The following is a 16,623-nucleotide window of genomic DNA, read 5'->3' on the forward strand; positions in this document are numbered from 1 at the left end:
TGGAAAAGAACAATGGAATCCACATAACTTTTCAAAAAAGCTTCATACAATTTAACACTTACTGCTTGTTCTACTGGACGATTATTTGCCTTTACGAATAAAACCTTTCTCATTCCCGTCTCCCACCTTATTTTGACTATTGCTTTCGATTCCAGTTTAATCCCTTCCACTAGTGTCAGGGTCAATACCTTTCTGTAAGAGACCTTCAAATTTGGAACGCTTGAGATCAATAAATAGGCCAGATCATTGCGGGCAGGATAGTATAACAATCAAAACCAAAATATAGTATGATTTGGAAAGGTGTATAATTTCTCGTATGTAGATTGGAGAGATCTATGATGGATCATGATACTGTATCGAAAAATGTATATATACTCGATAATTCGAGAAGATGGGTTAAAGAAGCGAATATGAAAGGTGTTGAATTATTGAATATAGTTGATAAATCGTTTGATCTCGGTGGTTCCTTTGATAATTTTAAACTTATCACGGATAGTAGATTAATTACACAATATTATTTTATTTTAGCTTTACATCGCTCTCTTGAATGGTTAAAGCAAGGTAAAAAAATTGCTCCGGAATTTGAAAAGTTCTTCTTTGAAATAGAAAAAATTCCATATCTTGAAGATATACGGAATATGCATGAGCACGAGCAGGAATATGCAATAGGAAAAGGAAGGGATAGAGAACGATTCTTTTATGAAGATAAAGAGAGGTCTTACGTTTCAGATGCTACGGGTTCAATCGGTACAATTGATGGGAAATATAGAATAGGTGGCAGGCTAATAGTTCAAGATGCTATTTCAATTTGTGAAAGAATCCTTCCCGAAATTGAACAGGTGATTGAAAAATATCAAAGTAATTATTAGGAAGTGTTGGACAGATAACGATAGCGGAGGAGCTTGCTGCACTTTTGGTTTATTGGAGTAGCGGACAGATTAATGTAACCAACCATAAATTGGAAACGTATATAGATATATTTCCGATTGTTAATAATGAACGATCTGTACTGAGGGGCAGGAAATGCGTTTATCCAGATCCAAGGCAAAGAATTTTGCCATTTCATGCTCAATTTGTGTTCTCGCCGGTTCCAAATTCGTTCATAGTGACACTTTCGAAATCAGCAGTATCGACAAGCTAATGGCCGATGGCCCATGGCGTTTAAGGGCAATGGCAATAACGATTCCTTTGCAACGGAAGAAATATGCAATACGGCATTGGATGGTGTTATAATAATTTAACATCTTATGGAAAGGAGGCGATAAATTTGAAAAAGTTTATATATTTATTTTTGTCTGTTATTGTATTGATTTTGGCTTGTCTTAGTCCTACCCAACACCTAATTTCAAGTGCGAATCATACTGTTAAACAATCAATTGTAGCTGAAAATGAATATGTAGCGACGAATAATTTTATTATTACTGAAAACAGTAAACACAATTACTTCCCCGACCTTCCGGATTTTATCTTTATCATACTCCTTAATGTTATCATTTCAACGAAGTTTAAAAACCATATTTACTCATATATCCCTCTTATAAAACTTCTCTATTTCCTATTTCCTATAAAATACAAATCCCGTTACTTAGTTTCTTTCCCATTCATTTAAATGCAAATATTAAATGAAATGGAGAGCTTAATACATGATAAATTTTAAGAAATTAACATTGTTGATGGTAATACTTGTATTTATGGCCACACTTGTTCTAACCACATCTTCTAAAATTACGAATAATATTAAGCTGGGGCTGGATTTGAAAGGTGGGTTTGAAACCCTATATCAAGCCTCACCTATTGAAGGCAATAAACCCGTTACACATGAAGCTTTAGTACAAACCGCAAAGAGTTTAATTGATCGCATCGGTAGGACAACCGGTTATGTAGCCGAGCCTGATGTCACGGTAGAAGGTAATGATCATATTCGTGTGAAATTAGCGGGCATAGAGAAACCAGACGAAGTAAGGCAAATATTAAGTAAGCCCGCTGAGTTAAGTTTTCGTGGTCCTAATGGAAAGAAAGAAATGTTAGGTAATGATTTTGTTGAAAATGCCGCAAAAGTCGGATTTAACCCACAAACGAACCAACCATACATTATTATAAAAACAAAAGATATTAATAAGTTCAAAGATGTAACAACCCGGCTTTTAGGAAAACCGCTTTCCATCTATCTGGACGACCAAGAGCTTTCCTCACCCGCCATTCGTAATGTAATTACAAACGGTGAGGCTACTATTGAGGGTTCATTCACTTACGACAAAGCCAAAAATATAGCAGATACAATTAATCTTGGTGCTTTACCACTGAAATTGAGCGAAAAATACATACAAAAGGTAGATCCAAACTTAGGACAGATGTCGTTAGAAAAGACAATCAAATTCGGCATAATTGCATCTCTTGTTATTTTGATATTCATGCTTTGCATTTATCGAACTCCCGGACTCGTAGCCAATATTTGTATTATTAGCTATGCGTGGTTGCTTCTTCTTGTCTTTTTTCTGATGAAAGCCACACTTACTTTACCAGGAATTGCTGCCTTCGTGCTTGGAATAGGAATGGCTGTCGATGCAAATATCATCACATTTGAACGAATAAAAGAGGAGATTCACAGCGGGAAATCGTTATCTTCAGCATTAATAGCAGGATCCCGCCATTCGTTTCGAACCATTATCGATGCACACGTAACGACAATTATTGCTGGTGCAGTATTGTATTGGTTAGGAAACGGCGCAGTTAAAGGGTTTGCCTTGACGCTGATATTAAGTATATTAGTGAGTATCTTGTCAAATGTATTTTTCTCACGTTTTCTCCTAAATTTATTAATTCGAATTAATTTAATAAACAATCCGGTCTTTTTTGGAGTTCGTGACAGCAATAACAAAGATCGATTTTTGTTTAATATAGTTAAACATCGCCGGAAATTTTTTATCCTTTCAGGAACCATAACGCTTATTGGCTTACTATCATTGACCATATGGGGATTTAATTTTGGGGTAGATTTTAAAGCAGGTACTAATCTGGATATATCCTTAGGAAAAACGGTTGAGAAAAGCCAAATTGAAAAAATCATTCAAAGTACCGGAACTATTAAAGAAGATTCGGTTAATGTCGGCCAAGGAGGGCATACGACAGTCCGATTTGGCAAGATTCTAGATCAATTTGAGGTGGATAGACTAAAGTCCGCCATAACCAATACATTTGGGAATCAAGTGTCTTTTGAAGAAAATAAAGTTAGTCCTGATATTGCCCAAGAGTTAGGGAAAAATGCGATTATCACCGTTTTGATTGCTAGCTTGGGTATCTTAATTTATATAACAATTCGTTTTGAGTGGAGGTTTGCGATAGCTGCAATTTTAGCACTGCTCCACGATGTGTTTATCGTAATTAGCCTTTTTTCAATACTCAGACTAGAAGTTAATCTTACCTTCATAGCCGCAGTGTTAACGATTATTGGTTATTCCATTAACGATACCGTTGTCATTTTTGATCGAATTCGTGAAAATTTACGTTTTTCAAAATTAAGATCATTTAATGATCTAGAAATACTTGTTAATAACAGTATAAGGCAAACGATGACTCGTTCGATATATACGGTTGTTACGGTATTTATTGCTGCAATATCTCTTTATTTTGGAAGTGAGTCTATTCGACTGTTCAGCTTAGCGATGATCTTTGGGCTCATCAGTGGTGCTTATTCCTCAATATTTATTGCGAGCCCCATTTGGTTACTATTGAAAAATTCTCGAAATGTGAAAAGCCAACTTGATAATAAAAAGGTCAATGTTGACTAAACTAACAATTTGAGGATTGCTAGAAAATTTTAATAAGGTTCTTGTCATCGGTTGATGCCAAGAACCTTATTAATTTCTGAATATTGAAAAGCAACCTAATGACATTATCATGATGACCCCAAATCATTAAGCTAACGGATAACGATATCGGTCAATTTCTGGACAAGCTTAATCGTCAGCTTACGGTCATATTAGATTGGCGAAAACAGTGTACAAATAGAATAACAAATATTGACAGTATAATTAGGGTCTGGTAAGATGTATTTAAATAAATATTTAAATAGTATTCATTCTTGTTTAATTAATATTGAATTAAAATGAAGGGAGAAATTGATCATCTTTAACCCTGAAGAGATAGGAAAGAGCATGAGATTCGGTTACAGTGAACCCTTAGAGTTTATTGCTGCAATGACGATGATTGCCAAAGTAGAGTACATGAGTGAGATTGCACGGGAGTTGAGGTTTACTCCGGATACCGAATTCATGGAGATGATGGATGTGTTGATAAGTCAACTGTCTCGGCATGTTAAAGAGGAGATGGCCCGTTTCTTCGGGAAAAGTTTGACTTACGACCGTCTGGATAATGTCTTGCACCAGGTATTTTACGATGTTGATGAACCGAAGACCGTGGAAGCTTGGTTGGAACTCTACAAATCGCGGCAGGGTGAGGAACTGGTGGCCATGCTGGCTGAAGCTGTCTATGCGGGGGCAGGTTCAGATTGGCTAGGCGGGAACAATTATGAGATGGTTCGCCAAGATCCAGTTCTTCTGTATCAACTGGTCGCAGCGCATCCGATTCCGGATGCAGAGGTCCACGCCGAATTAATGGAGCATATACGTTTCCATGAGGAATTCAAGCTGAGGACGCTGCTCGTTCTCGATTCTTTTCAACAAGGCTTCGCGGTGATTCGGGACCGTCTCAAAGAGCTTGGGGAGGAAGGGGCCGTCCGGTACGCAGAACATTTCGCAGGACATCCAGAACGGGCGTTCGGAGATCTGGCGAATTCCAATCAAGGGCTTATTGTGAAGCCCACTCGGATTCATGTTAGCTACATCTCGCAGGTTCGAATGGATTTCCGCCATATTGAAAGAGAGTCCCGGCCTGATTGGATGATTCTTGGTTTTCGAAACGACGCACTGGCCTGGCAGCGGGAAGAGAAAGAGACGATCGAGAAGTTCCTGAAGGTGATCGCCGATAAACGGAGACTAGACATGATCGAACTACTGAAGGAGCGTAATCGGTATGCAGGCGAGCTTGCGCAGTTGATGGAGTTGACACCTGCTGCCATCAACTACCATACAAATCTGCTGATAGACTTGAACTTGATTCGGATCACCCGGTCGGACAATCGGATCTACTATGAGTTAGACACTGATCGGCTGAGTATTATGATGGACCAAACCAAACGCTTGCTTCTGCGGTGAGCGAAGGAGACGATTTTCAATGGACAATTGGATATACGAAATTGAGGATGTCAGCCAGCTCTACAAGAAGGGTAAGATCAAAGCCAACGACGATATTTCTTTCACCATTCAGAGAGGCGAAATTCTGGGCGTGCTTGGTCCGAACGGAGCAGGGAAATCGACGCTTATCAAACAGTTGGTGGGACATCTAAAGCCGACCGAAGGCCGGGTGTTGTATAACGGACTGGATGTGTTCAAACAAACACACGTTGTCGCAAGCCAAGTGGCTTATTACGCACAAGAACCGCATGTTCTCTCGGCTTTAAAAGTGATCGATGCGCTGGTCTTCACCGGCCGATTACGCGGGATGAACCGGAAAGCGGCGGAACGGGAAGCGGAGGAATTATTAGATCGATTTGTGTTGACCGATATCCGTGACATGCAGTTGAAACGGCTCTCAGGCGGGCAGAAACGGATAGTTGGAATCGGAACGGCGCTTATCGGAAGTTCACCGGTGCTGATTCTCGACGAGCCGACCAATGAGCTAGATCCAAAAAAACGCCGGTTGGTCTGGAATCTCATTCTTGAACATAACCGTTGCGGTGCTACGGTCATCTTGGTGACGCACAACGTGCTGGAAGCAGAGCATGTAGTGGACCGGGCGGCCATCGTCAACCATGGAAAGCTTCTTGCCATCGACAACGTAGCAAAACTGAAGCAACGAGTAGATCAGCGATTGAAGTTTGAGATCCAAACAGTCTTCGGAAAACGTCAGGAAGCCGAAGTAGAGTTAGCGCAGTGGGGAATCGTCCAGGGAAGCGGGGAAAACCGCATCTGTCTAATGGTGGATAAAACGCAGGCAAGTGCCGTGTTGGATGCAATCATCTCACGACGAGATCTTCCGATCGAGGAATATTCCGTCCTCCCGCCTAGTCTAGAAGATGTTTATTTTCATATCGATGGGCACGTAGCAAAAGAGGTGATCGGTGCATGAACGCCCCTTTGAATCCACTAGGGCTACAACCGCCAAGAATTAAGGGCGGACCACGACGCTGGTGGACGGAAGCTTCGATCTTGTTCCGTATTCAGTTTGCGATCGTCAAGGACAGTTGGGCGTGGGTACTTCTGATGGCAACGTTGTTTCCTCTATCGACCATTCTGTTTATGCGGTTTTACACGGTGAATCCCAGTGATGAAATGATTGTGCAGATCATTGCAGGTAATCTCATTTTCGGCGTTATAGTTATGGGCATGAACGGGATTGGCCAGGAAATCTCTTGGCAAAAGCATCAGGACCATTTTACGTTCTATGCTTCCCTTCCAATATCTAAAAACAACTTCGTGCTTGCAAACATGCTGCGTGGACTGATGAACACGCTTCCATCTCTTTTCATTTTAGGAGTGCTTGGCCAATGGATATACGGAGTTCGACTTCATTATTCTCCAGGCCTACCGATTGTAATCTTACTTTGCTTGTTTAGCGTGGTCGGCATCGGGGTTATTCTCGGATTCTGGTCACCAAATCACCAATTGACCAATATGCTCTGTCAAGCCCTGATGATGTTCGTTTCCTTTCTGTCTCCAATCATGGTGGAGATGAATCAACTTCCCGTGCCACTGCAATGGATTTCGTACGCTTTTCCGACAACGTATGCCGCCGATGCGATGCGTAAGGTTTTGACAGTCGGGTGGACGGAGGACGTAATGTTGGATTGCGCAGTTATGCTAGTTTTTAGCCTGATTTCATTGTTTATAGTGAACCGAATAGTCAGTTGGCGGTTGGACAAATAGACTTATAGATAAGGTAGGGGAAGTTAAAAAAGCCAGAATTTAATGTTTCAAATTGCAAAGTGGAATAATGCCTGACCTGGGAGTTTGCGCCGAGTCATTGAAAGCAGAAGCCCTCAATCCTACTATAGGAAAGAAGGCTTTTTGTTTAATTTACATTGCAATTAGCTCAGTCATGAACTCATTTACTACACTGGATTAAATCGTAAAAATCAAACTCTTGTTGATTTTGTAGAGAAGCAGTTGCTAGAAAAGAAACATTTTTAGAGTAAACACTAAATACCAAAGTAATTGTCGGGTGACAAGAACTTTATCTCATTAATTGCCACGAATATCCGGCTATTTTATTTTATGTGAACAAGTTCTTGTCTTTTTCTGATGACAAGAACTTGTTCACATTCCCGAGATTGACAAGAACTTGAACTCATTCCCGACTAAGCAACATGGATTATAAATACGGACTAAGTCCGTTACGGGCAGTTATGTTTAATAAACATTTACCTACCCGATACTAAAATAGGGTAAGAACTCACCGAGGTGACGGTAAATGAAAATTATACTACGGCTTTTAAATTGGCTAAAGAACTTAATATATTTCTTAGTCATAACTTATTTAGGCTTGGAGTTGCTGCCCTACGCTGTGCTAACGGGCAGTTTAGTGGAATAGAGGAGGCTTAACTCAGTTGGGAGAGCGCATCGCTAGTAGCGATGATTAATTTCCCTGATTGGCGTCACGTAGGAAGACGGTATCTGATTCTGCTGCCGCGTTCTGCATCGACGAATACTCAAACAGAATCCTAACAGGTTTGGGCTGGCCTCAGGGCAAGCCATTTTCGTTATGGAACGCCACTGGCACAAGTGCAAGTGGTTTTTTGCATTTTTCGCTCGTCTGTTAGCGTCCTTGCTTAACACTCAAAATTCTTTTCAGATTTAGACATTATATTGACTAATAATCTCCTTCTTGTTATGATTCTGTTAGACAGTATAATGTCAAAGTGAGGAGATGTTTATGGATATTTACAGAGAAATATTTTTGATGCAGCAGACTTACGCGACCCTGTTTTCACTTGCAAACAAGATCCAGATAAAAGGCGACAGCTACCTGAAGAACTTGACATCCAGACAGTATATGGCAATGTTGGCAATTGCACATTTACAGGAAGATGAAACAACAATCAATAACATTGGAAGAAAACTTGGCACTACCAAACAGAGCGTTAAGCAAATCATCATGATTTTGGAGAAAAAAGGATACGTTCTCATTACAAACAATCGGAAGGACAAGCGCGCAGTCAATGTAAAAATCACAGAAGCGGGAAAACAACTCCTACTGGAATCCGCTGAAAAAGGAATATATTTTTTGATGGATCTTTTTACAGATTTCTCAGCGGAGGAATTGGAACAAATGTGGAGTCTGTTGAGGAAAATGTATCGTTTTGACGGTGAAGACCAGGATGGTTTTGAAGATGACGGCAGCTTGGAACCAGTTGAAAATCAAGATGAAATACAGGCAAGAGTATTAATGGAATTTGAAAGGCGGAGAAAGCTGTCAAAAATGGAGAGTGCAAATGATGAAGAATAAATTGGAGAGGCCTATTTGTCTTGAAGAATACGTAATCATAAATGGTATCAGTCAATTTTTATATCATTTGGGAACTAGCTACGATAATCCCGTAATGCTGTTTTTGCATGGAGGACCCGGCTCGGCTGAATCCTTGTTTACGAGGGCGTTCCAGGAAAAATGGGAGGAAATCTATACCGTTGTTCATTGGGACCAACGCGGAGCTGGAAAAACATTGACTAAAAATCCGGATAAGCTCCCTACAATTGACTTGCTGCTGCAGGATTTGTTTGAAATCATCCAATACCTGAAGAAGAAATATAACAGGCAAAAGATCGTTATACTCGGCCATTCATGGGGAAGTGTTTTAGGTTCGGTGTTCATCAGAAAGTATCCCGAAGAGGCAGCCTATTATATAGGCACAGGGCAGGTTGTCAGTATGTTGGAAAATGAGCGAGTTGGGTATAACAAAGTGAAAGAAATGATCGAGCAATCCGGTGATAAAAGATCTATGAAGAGGCTAGAATCAATCGGTGAATATCCTGGACATCGAATTGTTTTTAACAAAGCATTTTTGAAAAAGTGTGAACAGGTTAGAAAGCTTCAAGGAAAATATAAATTGGGTATGAAGTTGGATCTTACGATTTGGATAACTGTTTTCAAAAGTCCCATTTTCAGGGTTTCGGATATTATCGCGTTTATGAAAATTTTCCGGGCAAATGCCAATCTTCATAAATTTCTAGGTGATTTTAACCTCCGCACTGAAACGGCAGATTATAAAGTACCAATATACTACATTTTGGGAGGGAATGATTGGCAAGCCCCTTACGTCATTTCACAAACATACTTTGAAGAGATAGAAGCCCCGAATAAAGGTATATACATCATTCCCAATGCTGGACATATGACAATGATGGAACAACCTGATCTGTTCTTTGATGCATTGCTGGAAATAATCAAGATAGAAAAGATGAATCAATAATAGTTCTCTTTTTAGTGTTATGGGCAGTGAAACTAACCAGCGTGGGAGAGCGCATCGCTGTATTTCTTAAGTCCTTTATAATTAATCAACAAAAGTCCGATTATAAAAAAAATAAGTATTTTCCAGCCAATTGTAATAGTAACTGGTGTAACAGGAGGGTCATTATCAGTCTTATCAATCAATATGACAAAGGTAATTCCAACACTTTATTAGCAGGGCAATAAGGACATTTATCATTAGCGGGGTTACTATTTTGTCTTCAATTTCAGTTTTGTACCTATTAAAGGATTTCTTAAACTAAATGGAGCTGAACTGATAACAACAAAAGAAGAACCAACTTCATTCAGCTAACGGAGAACGATAGTTTAATTAACCGCCTATTTAATGGGCGGTTTACTTATGATTGAATTTAAATCCGATGTACGAACAGCAGATATTTATAAGCCAACCTGTTCCCATAGCTTGGACAAAAATATGTATAGTTCTGGAATATTTAATAAATTATGGGAGTCCATGCATCCTTTTCGAAGTATAATAATATCATAGGATACGTTTGGAGGTGTATTAATGCGATTGAGCGTATTAATAATGTTAATTGCTGTTGTATTACCAGCGTGTACTCAGGAGCCATTACGGGATAACGAAACGAAACAGGATATCAATAAGGTAAGGTCCACTGAGGGGATGAATGTGTACCAACACGGTTATGACAACATGGATCGTGGTCACCATGAATTTGATGGCGTCGATATCGTTGTTGACCAAACTTATTACAAAACACATTCTGTTCAAAGAGGAGACATTATTTATTATCGGAACCCGAAATTGGCGAACTCGAAAATGAATTTAAGCGAGAATGAAATCTCAAGAGTTGTCGCCTTGCCTGGGGAAAAATTTCGAATTGATAAAGGTCAGATTTATATTGACGGAAGACAACTTGATTCCTTTTATGGGCAGGCACACCGACTTGGGATGAATGTTAATGAACTAATAGAAACTTCCAACCGTTCTGAAATCACCGATAACATTCGCAATAACTTCAAAGGAAATGCGAAGTGGATCCAAGAAAGCGATGATTCCAATAAAAAAGAAATTCAGGTACCCAATGGGCAGTATTATATTATTGGTGACGATTGGTTTCGTAGTGCAGACAGCAGACACTTTGGCACAATTTCAAAAGAAAGTATACTTGGTAAGGTATTGGGTTACAAAGAGTAATTCAATAAAGCCTGCTGATGGATCGACAGCCTTACTCCGATAACGGGCAGGATAGTTGAATATTAAAAGGAAAAGTCAATGGAAGAGGAGAATTGGTTCATGAGATAGGCGAAAGCGAGGTGGTTAAGATGTTTACGGCTATTGCTTATTGGTCACTGCTTGTTTGTGTTATGTCCTTTATTTTCGCTATAAAAGGGATCCATCAACTTTATTAAATTGTCCCCCCCAATTTCAGTACACATGCCAGATTTCAGACATCTTGTATCTCAGCCTCTGTCCACTCTTGGGACAACTCCGCTTTGATCACATCCCGAAACATAAACCACTCCCATCAGCAACTCCAGTAAACGGATCTTCGGTGTCCAGACGGAAGCTGTCACGCTGGGTACATGTCACAATGCCGGTTACACTTCGCAAATCGTACTCACCGTATAGAGTCAATCTGACCACTTTCTGATTTCTGTGAGATTGAAAAAGAACGGTGCTGATAATCTCCACTTCCTGATCATCCAAAGTGGGCTTAACCAGGCGATCTGTTTGCTTTGCTTGCCTCCGAGTCACATCCTTGTGCTCAGGTAACATCATTCGTGAGGATTCCCATAGTCCATTAGCTTCGAGTTTTTTAGCCAAATTAATCATCTCCAAATAAGAACATATATTCCGACTATGCACTCTGCTCAGGAACACCTTTTGTCGGTTGACAAGAAATTGATGTCATAAATGCCAGAACTTTATCCCATTGCTGTAGCCCGCAGCAATGCAGCAATATTAAACATAAAACATCGCCTACAAACCTGGCGATGTTTTATGTTTAACGAACTTATTCATTTAGAATTCTAAACGGCCGCCTCAAGTTTGGAAAATCCGACACAACCCCGGTTTGCAGGCACCGCATTGTTAAGATTAATTCGTTAAGGGCTGTCTTTAACTAGTGATTTTTTCCCTTCATGATAGTCTTCCCATAATGGGCCGATGTATTTTTCTAATGTTTTAACAATAACATCTCTTTGGCTCTCTTTGACATTTCCAATGTCATTTTCAATATCATTTCTGACTCGTATGATTACAAATAAAGGTGGTAAGTCAGTCTCACGGAAAGCCTTAATCATGGATTCTTCTTGTGGTGTAATATCCATAAAGCATTCTCTTCCTTTCCAGTTAGATTATACACATTAATTTTCACACTCTTAGGCAATTATCACGTCCACGAATGGAAATCCTGTTATCCCAGCATTTGCATGCTCGGAGTAAGTTATCTCGGGACACTGGGCTGCTGCTTCAGGTCCGCTCCACTAATTCCCCAAATATTCAGTTGCATCCTCTCCTTCTGCTCGAGATAATCTCATTCTACACCCTGACGTCAGCGTTAGGGTCAAGCGAAAATAAGTGATGACCAATGTTCCATTTCACGGTGCCATATTGCTTTAATGATCTTTTTTCCCATTTCAAATCCCACTCTCCTCTGTTAATAACTACCTGTTACATGTTTCTAATTATTTACCCTTAATTGATCAGTGTTCAATAAAAGGACAAAAAAATTACGTCAGTCCACGCAGCAATAATTGGATATGTAAATCGGCCAACTTGGCAATGTCTTCATACGATTGCGCGCTGTGAATATAAAAGCTGACAAAACCATGAAGAGACAGAAACAGCACCCAGATCAATAGGTGGTCTTTTGCCCGGTCTGCGTTGATCACTTGCAGTGATTCGTTCACAGCGTTGAGAAATTTCTCATAGCTGCCCATCTTTGATTGCGCCGTGTAGCATTCAAGTCCCGGTTCCTGAATCAAAAACATCAGCTCGAATGACCGTTTGTTCTCAAGACCGAATCGGATAAAAGATAAAAAAATCAACTCAAGCTGATCGCGTCCTGGATTTGGCGATGTTCTTACCGCTTCTTCGAGCAGTCTATCCAACTGGAGAAAATCCTCGGCCGTCATCTCACTAAACAAATCTGCCTTCTCGCGAAAATGATAATAGAGCGATCCTGGTGAATATCCCAGCTCCTTCGCAATGCCTCGCATAGATACATCGCGATAACCATGCTGCACAAACTGCTCCCTTGCAACTTCAAGAATTCTTTTTCTGTTTAACTCATGCTCAACGGCTTTTCTAGCTGCCAAGTAAAATACCCCACTTCATTTGAACGGTGTTTAATAAAACATAGCATACGCAGTATAGCCCTGTCAACGCCCTTCGCCTCCACCATGTAAACCCCGACCGCAAGGAGTACGTGATCATGACATCTCCATTTTATGTTATATAAGTTAACAATATAAATAATACATATAACAAATATAATGGAAATTGGATAATTTACAATTGACATTCAGGGTATATGTCATTACTATGTAACTATATATAACAATTAATTTCAATAAATAAAATAAATATTCACTTTATTAAAATAATCATGTAATCTATGAATATAAGCGCTTTCATTAATTAGACGATTTATACCACATGTGAGGTGAATCATGGATACCAATCTCCAACCATTTCAGAATGAAGCCTTTTTTCGGTCAATTCCGATTTATGAATCAGGTGAGCCTTTAGTCTCTCTATCGAATATTTCTTCTAAAATTAAGGTTTTTCCTTATTATTTTCAGGAAAAGCTTCCGGGTACATTTAAAGAATGTTATTTACGTGAAGGAGCGGCAAAGAGACTGGTGAAGGCAGCAGAGAAACTGCCAAAAAACCTTGATTTTGTTGTGCTGGATGGCTGGAGGCCCTATGAAGTTCAAAAAGTGCTTTATGAAATGACAAGAGATGGTTTTAGAAAAAAAGGAATGGACGAGAGTGAAATTGATCGTGAAATCTCCAAGTTTGTATCTTATCCTTCTGAAAATGTAGATACTCCTTCTCCGCATATGACTGGGGGTTCTATTGATTTGACAATCGCTGATCAGGATGGATGGCTCGACATGGGAACAGGGTTTGATGAATTTACGGATAAAGCAAAAACTGATTGGTATGAAGAAGCTCCTAACCTTAGTGAAACCGAACAACAGATTCGAAATAACAGAAGGCTCCTCAAACAAGTAATGACGGATGTTGGATTTCATAATTTTGAAGAAGAATGGTGGCATTACGATTACGGGAATCAACGTTGGGCCATGTTGAGCCATCAATTAGCTATATACAAGGGTTTAAGATAATAAAGCATTCTTTATAAATTATGTTTCAATATATTGAAAATAAAATTAATATATTGCGACTTTATATAGTGGGTCTTACAACTAATTAGGAGGGTAACCATGAAATCAAGATTTCTACAAACTTTTCTCCTTCTCATCCTGATCGTGGCATTAGCAGCTTGCAGCAACAACCCCAGTCAATCGGCGTCGCAAAATCCTACCCAGACATCCACTGCCACTACTACAAATGGAAAAGATAGTTTAATAGTGGCCATGACAGCCGATGAGGGTACCCTTGACCCTGCTGTTACGATGGATAATGCAGCTTGGAAAATAACGTATCCAACGTATGAACGGTTGGTGGAATATAACGGATCCACTACAGAAGTAAAGCCAGGACTTGCCAAAGAATGGAAGGTAACTCCAGACGGGTTAACTTGGACTTTTACACTGAATGAGGGTAGAAAGTTTGCCGATGGATCACCGGTAGATGCGCAAGCAGTAAAATTCACATTTGATCGTATTTTACAAATAGCTAAAGGACCTGTCGATGTCTTTGGTGTCATTCAAGAGATCAAAGTCCAGGATGCTAAAACCGTAATTTTCACATTGAAGAAGAACTTCCCGCCCTTTTTATCTACATTAGCCGCAAACTATGGGGGCATCGTAAACCCGAAAGTGAAGGAACATGAAACGAGTGGAGATTTGGGTCAAAACTATTTGGCCAACCATACGATGGGAAGCGGGCCTTACCAGTTGGCGGAATGGAAAAAAGGAGAGTATCTTAAGCTCGAATTAAATACAAACTCTTCCGTAAAACCGGCTTTCAAAACTGTGTACTTTAAGATTGTTGCCGATTCGTCAGCTCAACGCTTACAACTGGAAAAAGGTGATATTGACATTGCGGAAGGAATTCCGGTGGAACAATTGAAGGGGATTAGCGCTCTTCCTAACGCACAAATTTTTCAGAAGCCAAGTTTATTTGTGGATATTGCTTATATCAATTCAAGCAAAGGAAACGCAGCATTAAAAAATCCGAAGGTACGGCAAGCGATCAGCTACGCAGTTGATTACGCATCTATGACTAAAGCGGTGCAGCAGGGTTATGCCACCCAAATGCGCGGCCCTATCCCTCAGGGACTATGGGGTCACGACAATCAGGCCAAACAATATTCATTTGATACAGCCAAAGCCAAATCGCTTCTTTCCGAAGCAGGAGTAAGCAATCTGTCCCTGGATCTGCTTTATTCGGATAAATGGCCTTGGTGGGAGACCGAAGCCTTAACTCTTCAATCTTACCTCGCAGATGCGGGAATTAAACTGAATTTGAAAAAGGTAGCATATGCTGCTCAGCGCGATATGATTGATAAGGGACAATTTGACTTAAGTCTTGGAATATGGAGCCCGGATTTTGCGGATCCTTTCATGTTTATGAACTATTGGTTTGATTCCAATAATTTTGGTTTATCCGGAAATCGCGCTTTTTATAAAAATGACAAAGTAGATGCATTAGTGCGTAAGGCTGCATCCAGCAACGATCAAACGGAGAGGGAAAAGCTTTATAAAGAAGCCCAGAATATTGTAATTGACGAGGCGCCTTATCTTTATTTGTATCAGAAAGATTATATACTTCCGATCAGTAAAGCTGTAAAAGGTTTTACGTACAATCCCATGTTGGAAGGGATCTATAATCTGGCAGAAATGTCGAAATAGATGAAGGACAGGAGTGTTTTCTCATGGGACAAATTATTGCTAAGCGTCTTATCATGCTTGTCTTCGTGGCATTCGGAGTTACGCTGATCATCTTTTTCCTTTCTCACATTATTCCGGGAGATCCCGCAAGAATGTTGGTAGGTCAGCGTGCGAATGAGGAAACACTGCAACAAGTCCGCCATCAATTGGGCCTAGACCAACCGGTCTGGGTCCAATACTTTATCTATATCAAAGGACTTTTTGCAGGAAATCTGGGAATGTCAATCAGAACTCAACAACCAGTTGCTCACGATTTGTTTGCGTTTTTTCCGGCCACGATAGAATTGGCCCTGCTCGCTTTTATAGTGGCTATTCTCGTTGGAATACCTCTTGGTATATTGTCTGCAGTGAAAAAGGATACCGGTTGGGATCACGGAGCCCGTGTATTCTCAATCGCAGGCGTTTCAACGCCGGTTTTTTGGAGCGGGTTAGTCATGATTCTTATTTTCTATGGATATTTGGGCTGGTTTCCATCTACCGGCAGATTGGATATGAACATTCCACCCCCAACAAAAATAACGGGTTTGTACCTATTCGACAGTTTTGTAACAGGGAACTGGCCCGCTTTTAAAAACAGTGTCTGGCACATTATCATTCCTGCAATCACTCTGTCTTATGCTCAGTTGGCCATAATCACCCGTCAGGTACGGGCAAGCATGCTGGAGGTTTTAGGACAAGAATATATTCGAACGGCCCTGGCCAATGGAATTAGCGGTCCGTTTCTTCTTCTTCGGTATGCATTAAGAAATGCACTTATCCCGACAGTTACAGTTGTAGGACTATCTTTTGGATCTCTGCTGGGCGGAGCTGTGGTGACGGAAACCATTTTTGGATGGCCGGGCATGGGCAAATATGTGGTAGATTCCATTACGTACCTGGATTTTCCGGCGATAATGGGATTTACCTTAATCATTTCAATCGGGTATGCACTTATTAATCTGTTCGTGGATTTGACTTATTACTTTCTCGATCCACAAATTAAACAATAAG

At 40.2% G+C, this 16,623-nt stretch carries 14 protein-coding genes and 1 pseudogene; 11 read left to right on the forward strand and 4 right to left on the reverse strand.

Annotated features, from left to right (window positions below; all coding sequences use genetic code 11):
• Positions 1 to 14: 14 nt before the first annotated feature.
• Positions 15 to 113 (reverse strand): annotated as a pseudogene (locus BLV33_RS28885) (FMN-dependent NADH-azoreductase); the annotation flags it as partial.
• Positions 114 to 335: 222 nt separating this feature from the next.
• Between BLV33_RS28885 and BLV33_RS19585 the strand changes: the two are divergent.
• From BLV33_RS19585 to lepB, 8 genes are all read left to right on the forward strand, one after another.
• The gene (locus tag BLV33_RS19585) at positions 336 to 869 is read left to right on the forward strand and encodes a hypothetical protein (RefSeq protein WP_139305777.1); all 534 of its coding nucleotides are present in this window, start codon (positions 336 to 338) and stop codon (positions 867 to 869) included.
• A gap of 774 nt (positions 870 to 1,643) precedes the next feature.
• Positions 1,644 to 3,788: a protein translocase subunit SecD gene (secD, locus tag BLV33_RS19595; RefSeq protein ID WP_090795422.1), complete on the forward strand. Its 2,145-nt coding sequence runs from the start codon at positions 1,644 to 1,646 to the stop codon at positions 3,786 to 3,788.
• A 330-nt stretch (positions 3,789 to 4,118) separates the two neighbouring features.
• Positions 4,119 to 5,213, forward strand: coding sequence for an ArsR/SmtB family transcription factor (locus BLV33_RS19600; protein ID WP_090795424.1), 1,095 nt, complete (start codon positions 4,119 to 4,121; stop codon positions 5,211 to 5,213).
• Between the two features lie 19 nt (positions 5,214 to 5,232).
• Entirely contained in the window at positions 5,233 to 6,186 is a 954-nt protein-coding gene (locus tag BLV33_RS19605; protein WP_090795427.1) for an ABC transporter ATP-binding protein, read from the forward strand.
• Entirely contained in the window at positions 6,183 to 6,983 is an 801-nt protein-coding gene (locus tag BLV33_RS19610; protein WP_090795431.1) for an ABC transporter permease, read from the forward strand. The genes BLV33_RS19605 and BLV33_RS19610 overlap by 4 nt, the downstream gene beginning before the upstream one ends.
• A gap of 1,006 nt (positions 6,984 to 7,989) precedes the next feature.
• Positions 7,990 to 8,562 (forward strand): MarR family winged helix-turn-helix transcriptional regulator, encoded by a 573-nt coding sequence (locus tag BLV33_RS19615; RefSeq protein ID WP_090795434.1) that lies wholly within the window; start codon positions 7,990 to 7,992, stop codon positions 8,560 to 8,562.
• Positions 8,549 to 9,523 (forward strand): alpha/beta fold hydrolase, encoded by a 975-nt coding sequence (locus tag BLV33_RS19620; protein ID WP_253187116.1) that lies wholly within the window; start codon positions 8,549 to 8,551, stop codon positions 9,521 to 9,523. Before BLV33_RS19615 ends, BLV33_RS19620 begins: the two co-directional genes overlap by 14 nt.
• Before the next feature lie 567 nt (positions 9,524 to 10,090).
• The gene (gene lepB / locus BLV33_RS19625) at positions 10,091 to 10,741 is read left to right on the forward strand and encodes a signal peptidase I (RefSeq protein ID WP_090795436.1); all 651 of its coding nucleotides are present in this window, start codon (positions 10,091 to 10,093) and stop codon (positions 10,739 to 10,741) included.
• A gap of 303 nt (positions 10,742 to 11,044) precedes the next feature.
• Here lepB and BLV33_RS19630 read toward each other — a convergent pair whose 3' ends face one another.
• The 3 genes from BLV33_RS19630 to BLV33_RS19640 form a co-directional block, all read right to left on the reverse strand.
• Positions 11,045 to 11,371, reverse strand: coding sequence for a YolD-like family protein (locus BLV33_RS19630; protein ID WP_171909210.1), 327 nt, complete (start codon positions 11,369 to 11,371; stop codon positions 11,045 to 11,047).
• Between the two features lie 281 nt (positions 11,372 to 11,652).
• A complete protein-coding gene (locus tag BLV33_RS19635) occupies positions 11,653 to 11,877 on the reverse strand; it encodes a hypothetical protein (RefSeq protein WP_090795444.1) in 225 nt (74 codons plus the stop codon).
• Positions 11,878 to 12,279: 402 nt separating this feature from the next.
• On the reverse strand, positions 12,280 to 12,867 hold the full coding sequence (locus BLV33_RS19640; RefSeq protein ID WP_090795448.1) for a TetR/AcrR family transcriptional regulator: 588 nt from the start codon (positions 12,865 to 12,867) through the stop codon (positions 12,280 to 12,282).
• A gap of 354 nt (positions 12,868 to 13,221) precedes the next feature.
• Here BLV33_RS19640 and BLV33_RS19645 point away from each other — a divergent pair, with 354 nt between their 5' ends.
• From BLV33_RS19645 to BLV33_RS19655, 3 genes are all read left to right on the forward strand, one after another.
• Positions 13,222 to 13,902, forward strand: a complete 681-nt coding sequence (locus BLV33_RS19645; RefSeq protein WP_090795451.1) for a M15 family metallopeptidase — start codon at positions 13,222 to 13,224, stop codon at positions 13,900 to 13,902.
• Between the two features lie 99 nt (positions 13,903 to 14,001).
• The gene (locus BLV33_RS19650) at positions 14,002 to 15,594 is read left to right on the forward strand and encodes an ABC transporter substrate-binding protein (RefSeq protein ID WP_090795455.1); all 1,593 of its coding nucleotides are present in this window, start codon (positions 14,002 to 14,004) and stop codon (positions 15,592 to 15,594) included.
• Between the two features lie 23 nt (positions 15,595 to 15,617).
• Complete coding sequence (locus BLV33_RS19655) at positions 15,618 to 16,622, forward strand: ABC transporter permease (RefSeq protein ID WP_090795458.1); 1,005 nt, start codon at positions 15,618 to 15,620, stop codon at positions 16,620 to 16,622.
• The last annotated feature ends 1 nt before the right edge of the window (position 16,623 follow it).

The organism is Paenibacillus sp. GP183 (genome assembly GCF_900104695.1).
Taxonomy (GTDB): Bacteria; Bacillota; Bacilli; order Paenibacillales; family NBRC-103111; genus Paenibacillus_AI.

What these genes read in the sequence shown, in the direction of transcription:
- BLV33_RS19650 (WP_090795455.1), top strand. Translation starts at nt 14,002, where the DNA reads ATGAAATCAAGATTTCTACAAACTTTTCTCCTTCTCATCCTGATCGTG.
- lepB (WP_090795436.1), top strand. Translation starts at nt 10,091, where the DNA reads ATGCGATTGAGCGTATTAATAATGTTAATTGCTGTTGTATTACCAGCG.
- BLV33_RS19635 (WP_090795444.1), bottom strand. Translation starts at nt 11,877, where the DNA reads ATGGATATTACACCACAAGAAGAATCCATGATTAAGGCTTTCCGTGAG.
- secD (WP_090795422.1), top strand. Translation starts at nt 1,644, where the DNA reads ATGATAAATTTTAAGAAATTAACATTGTTGATGGTAATACTTGTATTT.
- BLV33_RS19620 (WP_253187116.1), top strand. Translation starts at nt 8,549, where the DNA reads ATGATGAAGAATAAATTGGAGAGGCCTATTTGTCTTGAAGAATACGTA.
- BLV33_RS19585 (WP_139305777.1), top strand. Translation starts at nt 336, where the DNA reads ATGATGGATCATGATACTGTATCGAAAAATGTATATATACTCGATAAT.
- BLV33_RS19645 (WP_090795451.1), top strand. Translation starts at nt 13,222, where the DNA reads ATGGATACCAATCTCCAACCATTTCAGAATGAAGCCTTTTTTCGGTCA.
- BLV33_RS19605 (WP_090795427.1), top strand. Translation starts at nt 5,233, where the DNA reads ATGGACAATTGGATATACGAAATTGAGGATGTCAGCCAGCTCTACAAG.
- BLV33_RS19655 (WP_090795458.1), top strand. Translation starts at nt 15,618, where the DNA reads ATGGGACAAATTATTGCTAAGCGTCTTATCATGCTTGTCTTCGTGGCA.
- BLV33_RS19610 (WP_090795431.1), top strand. Translation starts at nt 6,183, where the DNA reads ATGAACGCCCCTTTGAATCCACTAGGGCTACAACCGCCAAGAATTAAG.
- BLV33_RS19615 (WP_090795434.1), top strand. Translation starts at nt 7,990, where the DNA reads ATGGATATTTACAGAGAAATATTTTTGATGCAGCAGACTTACGCGACC.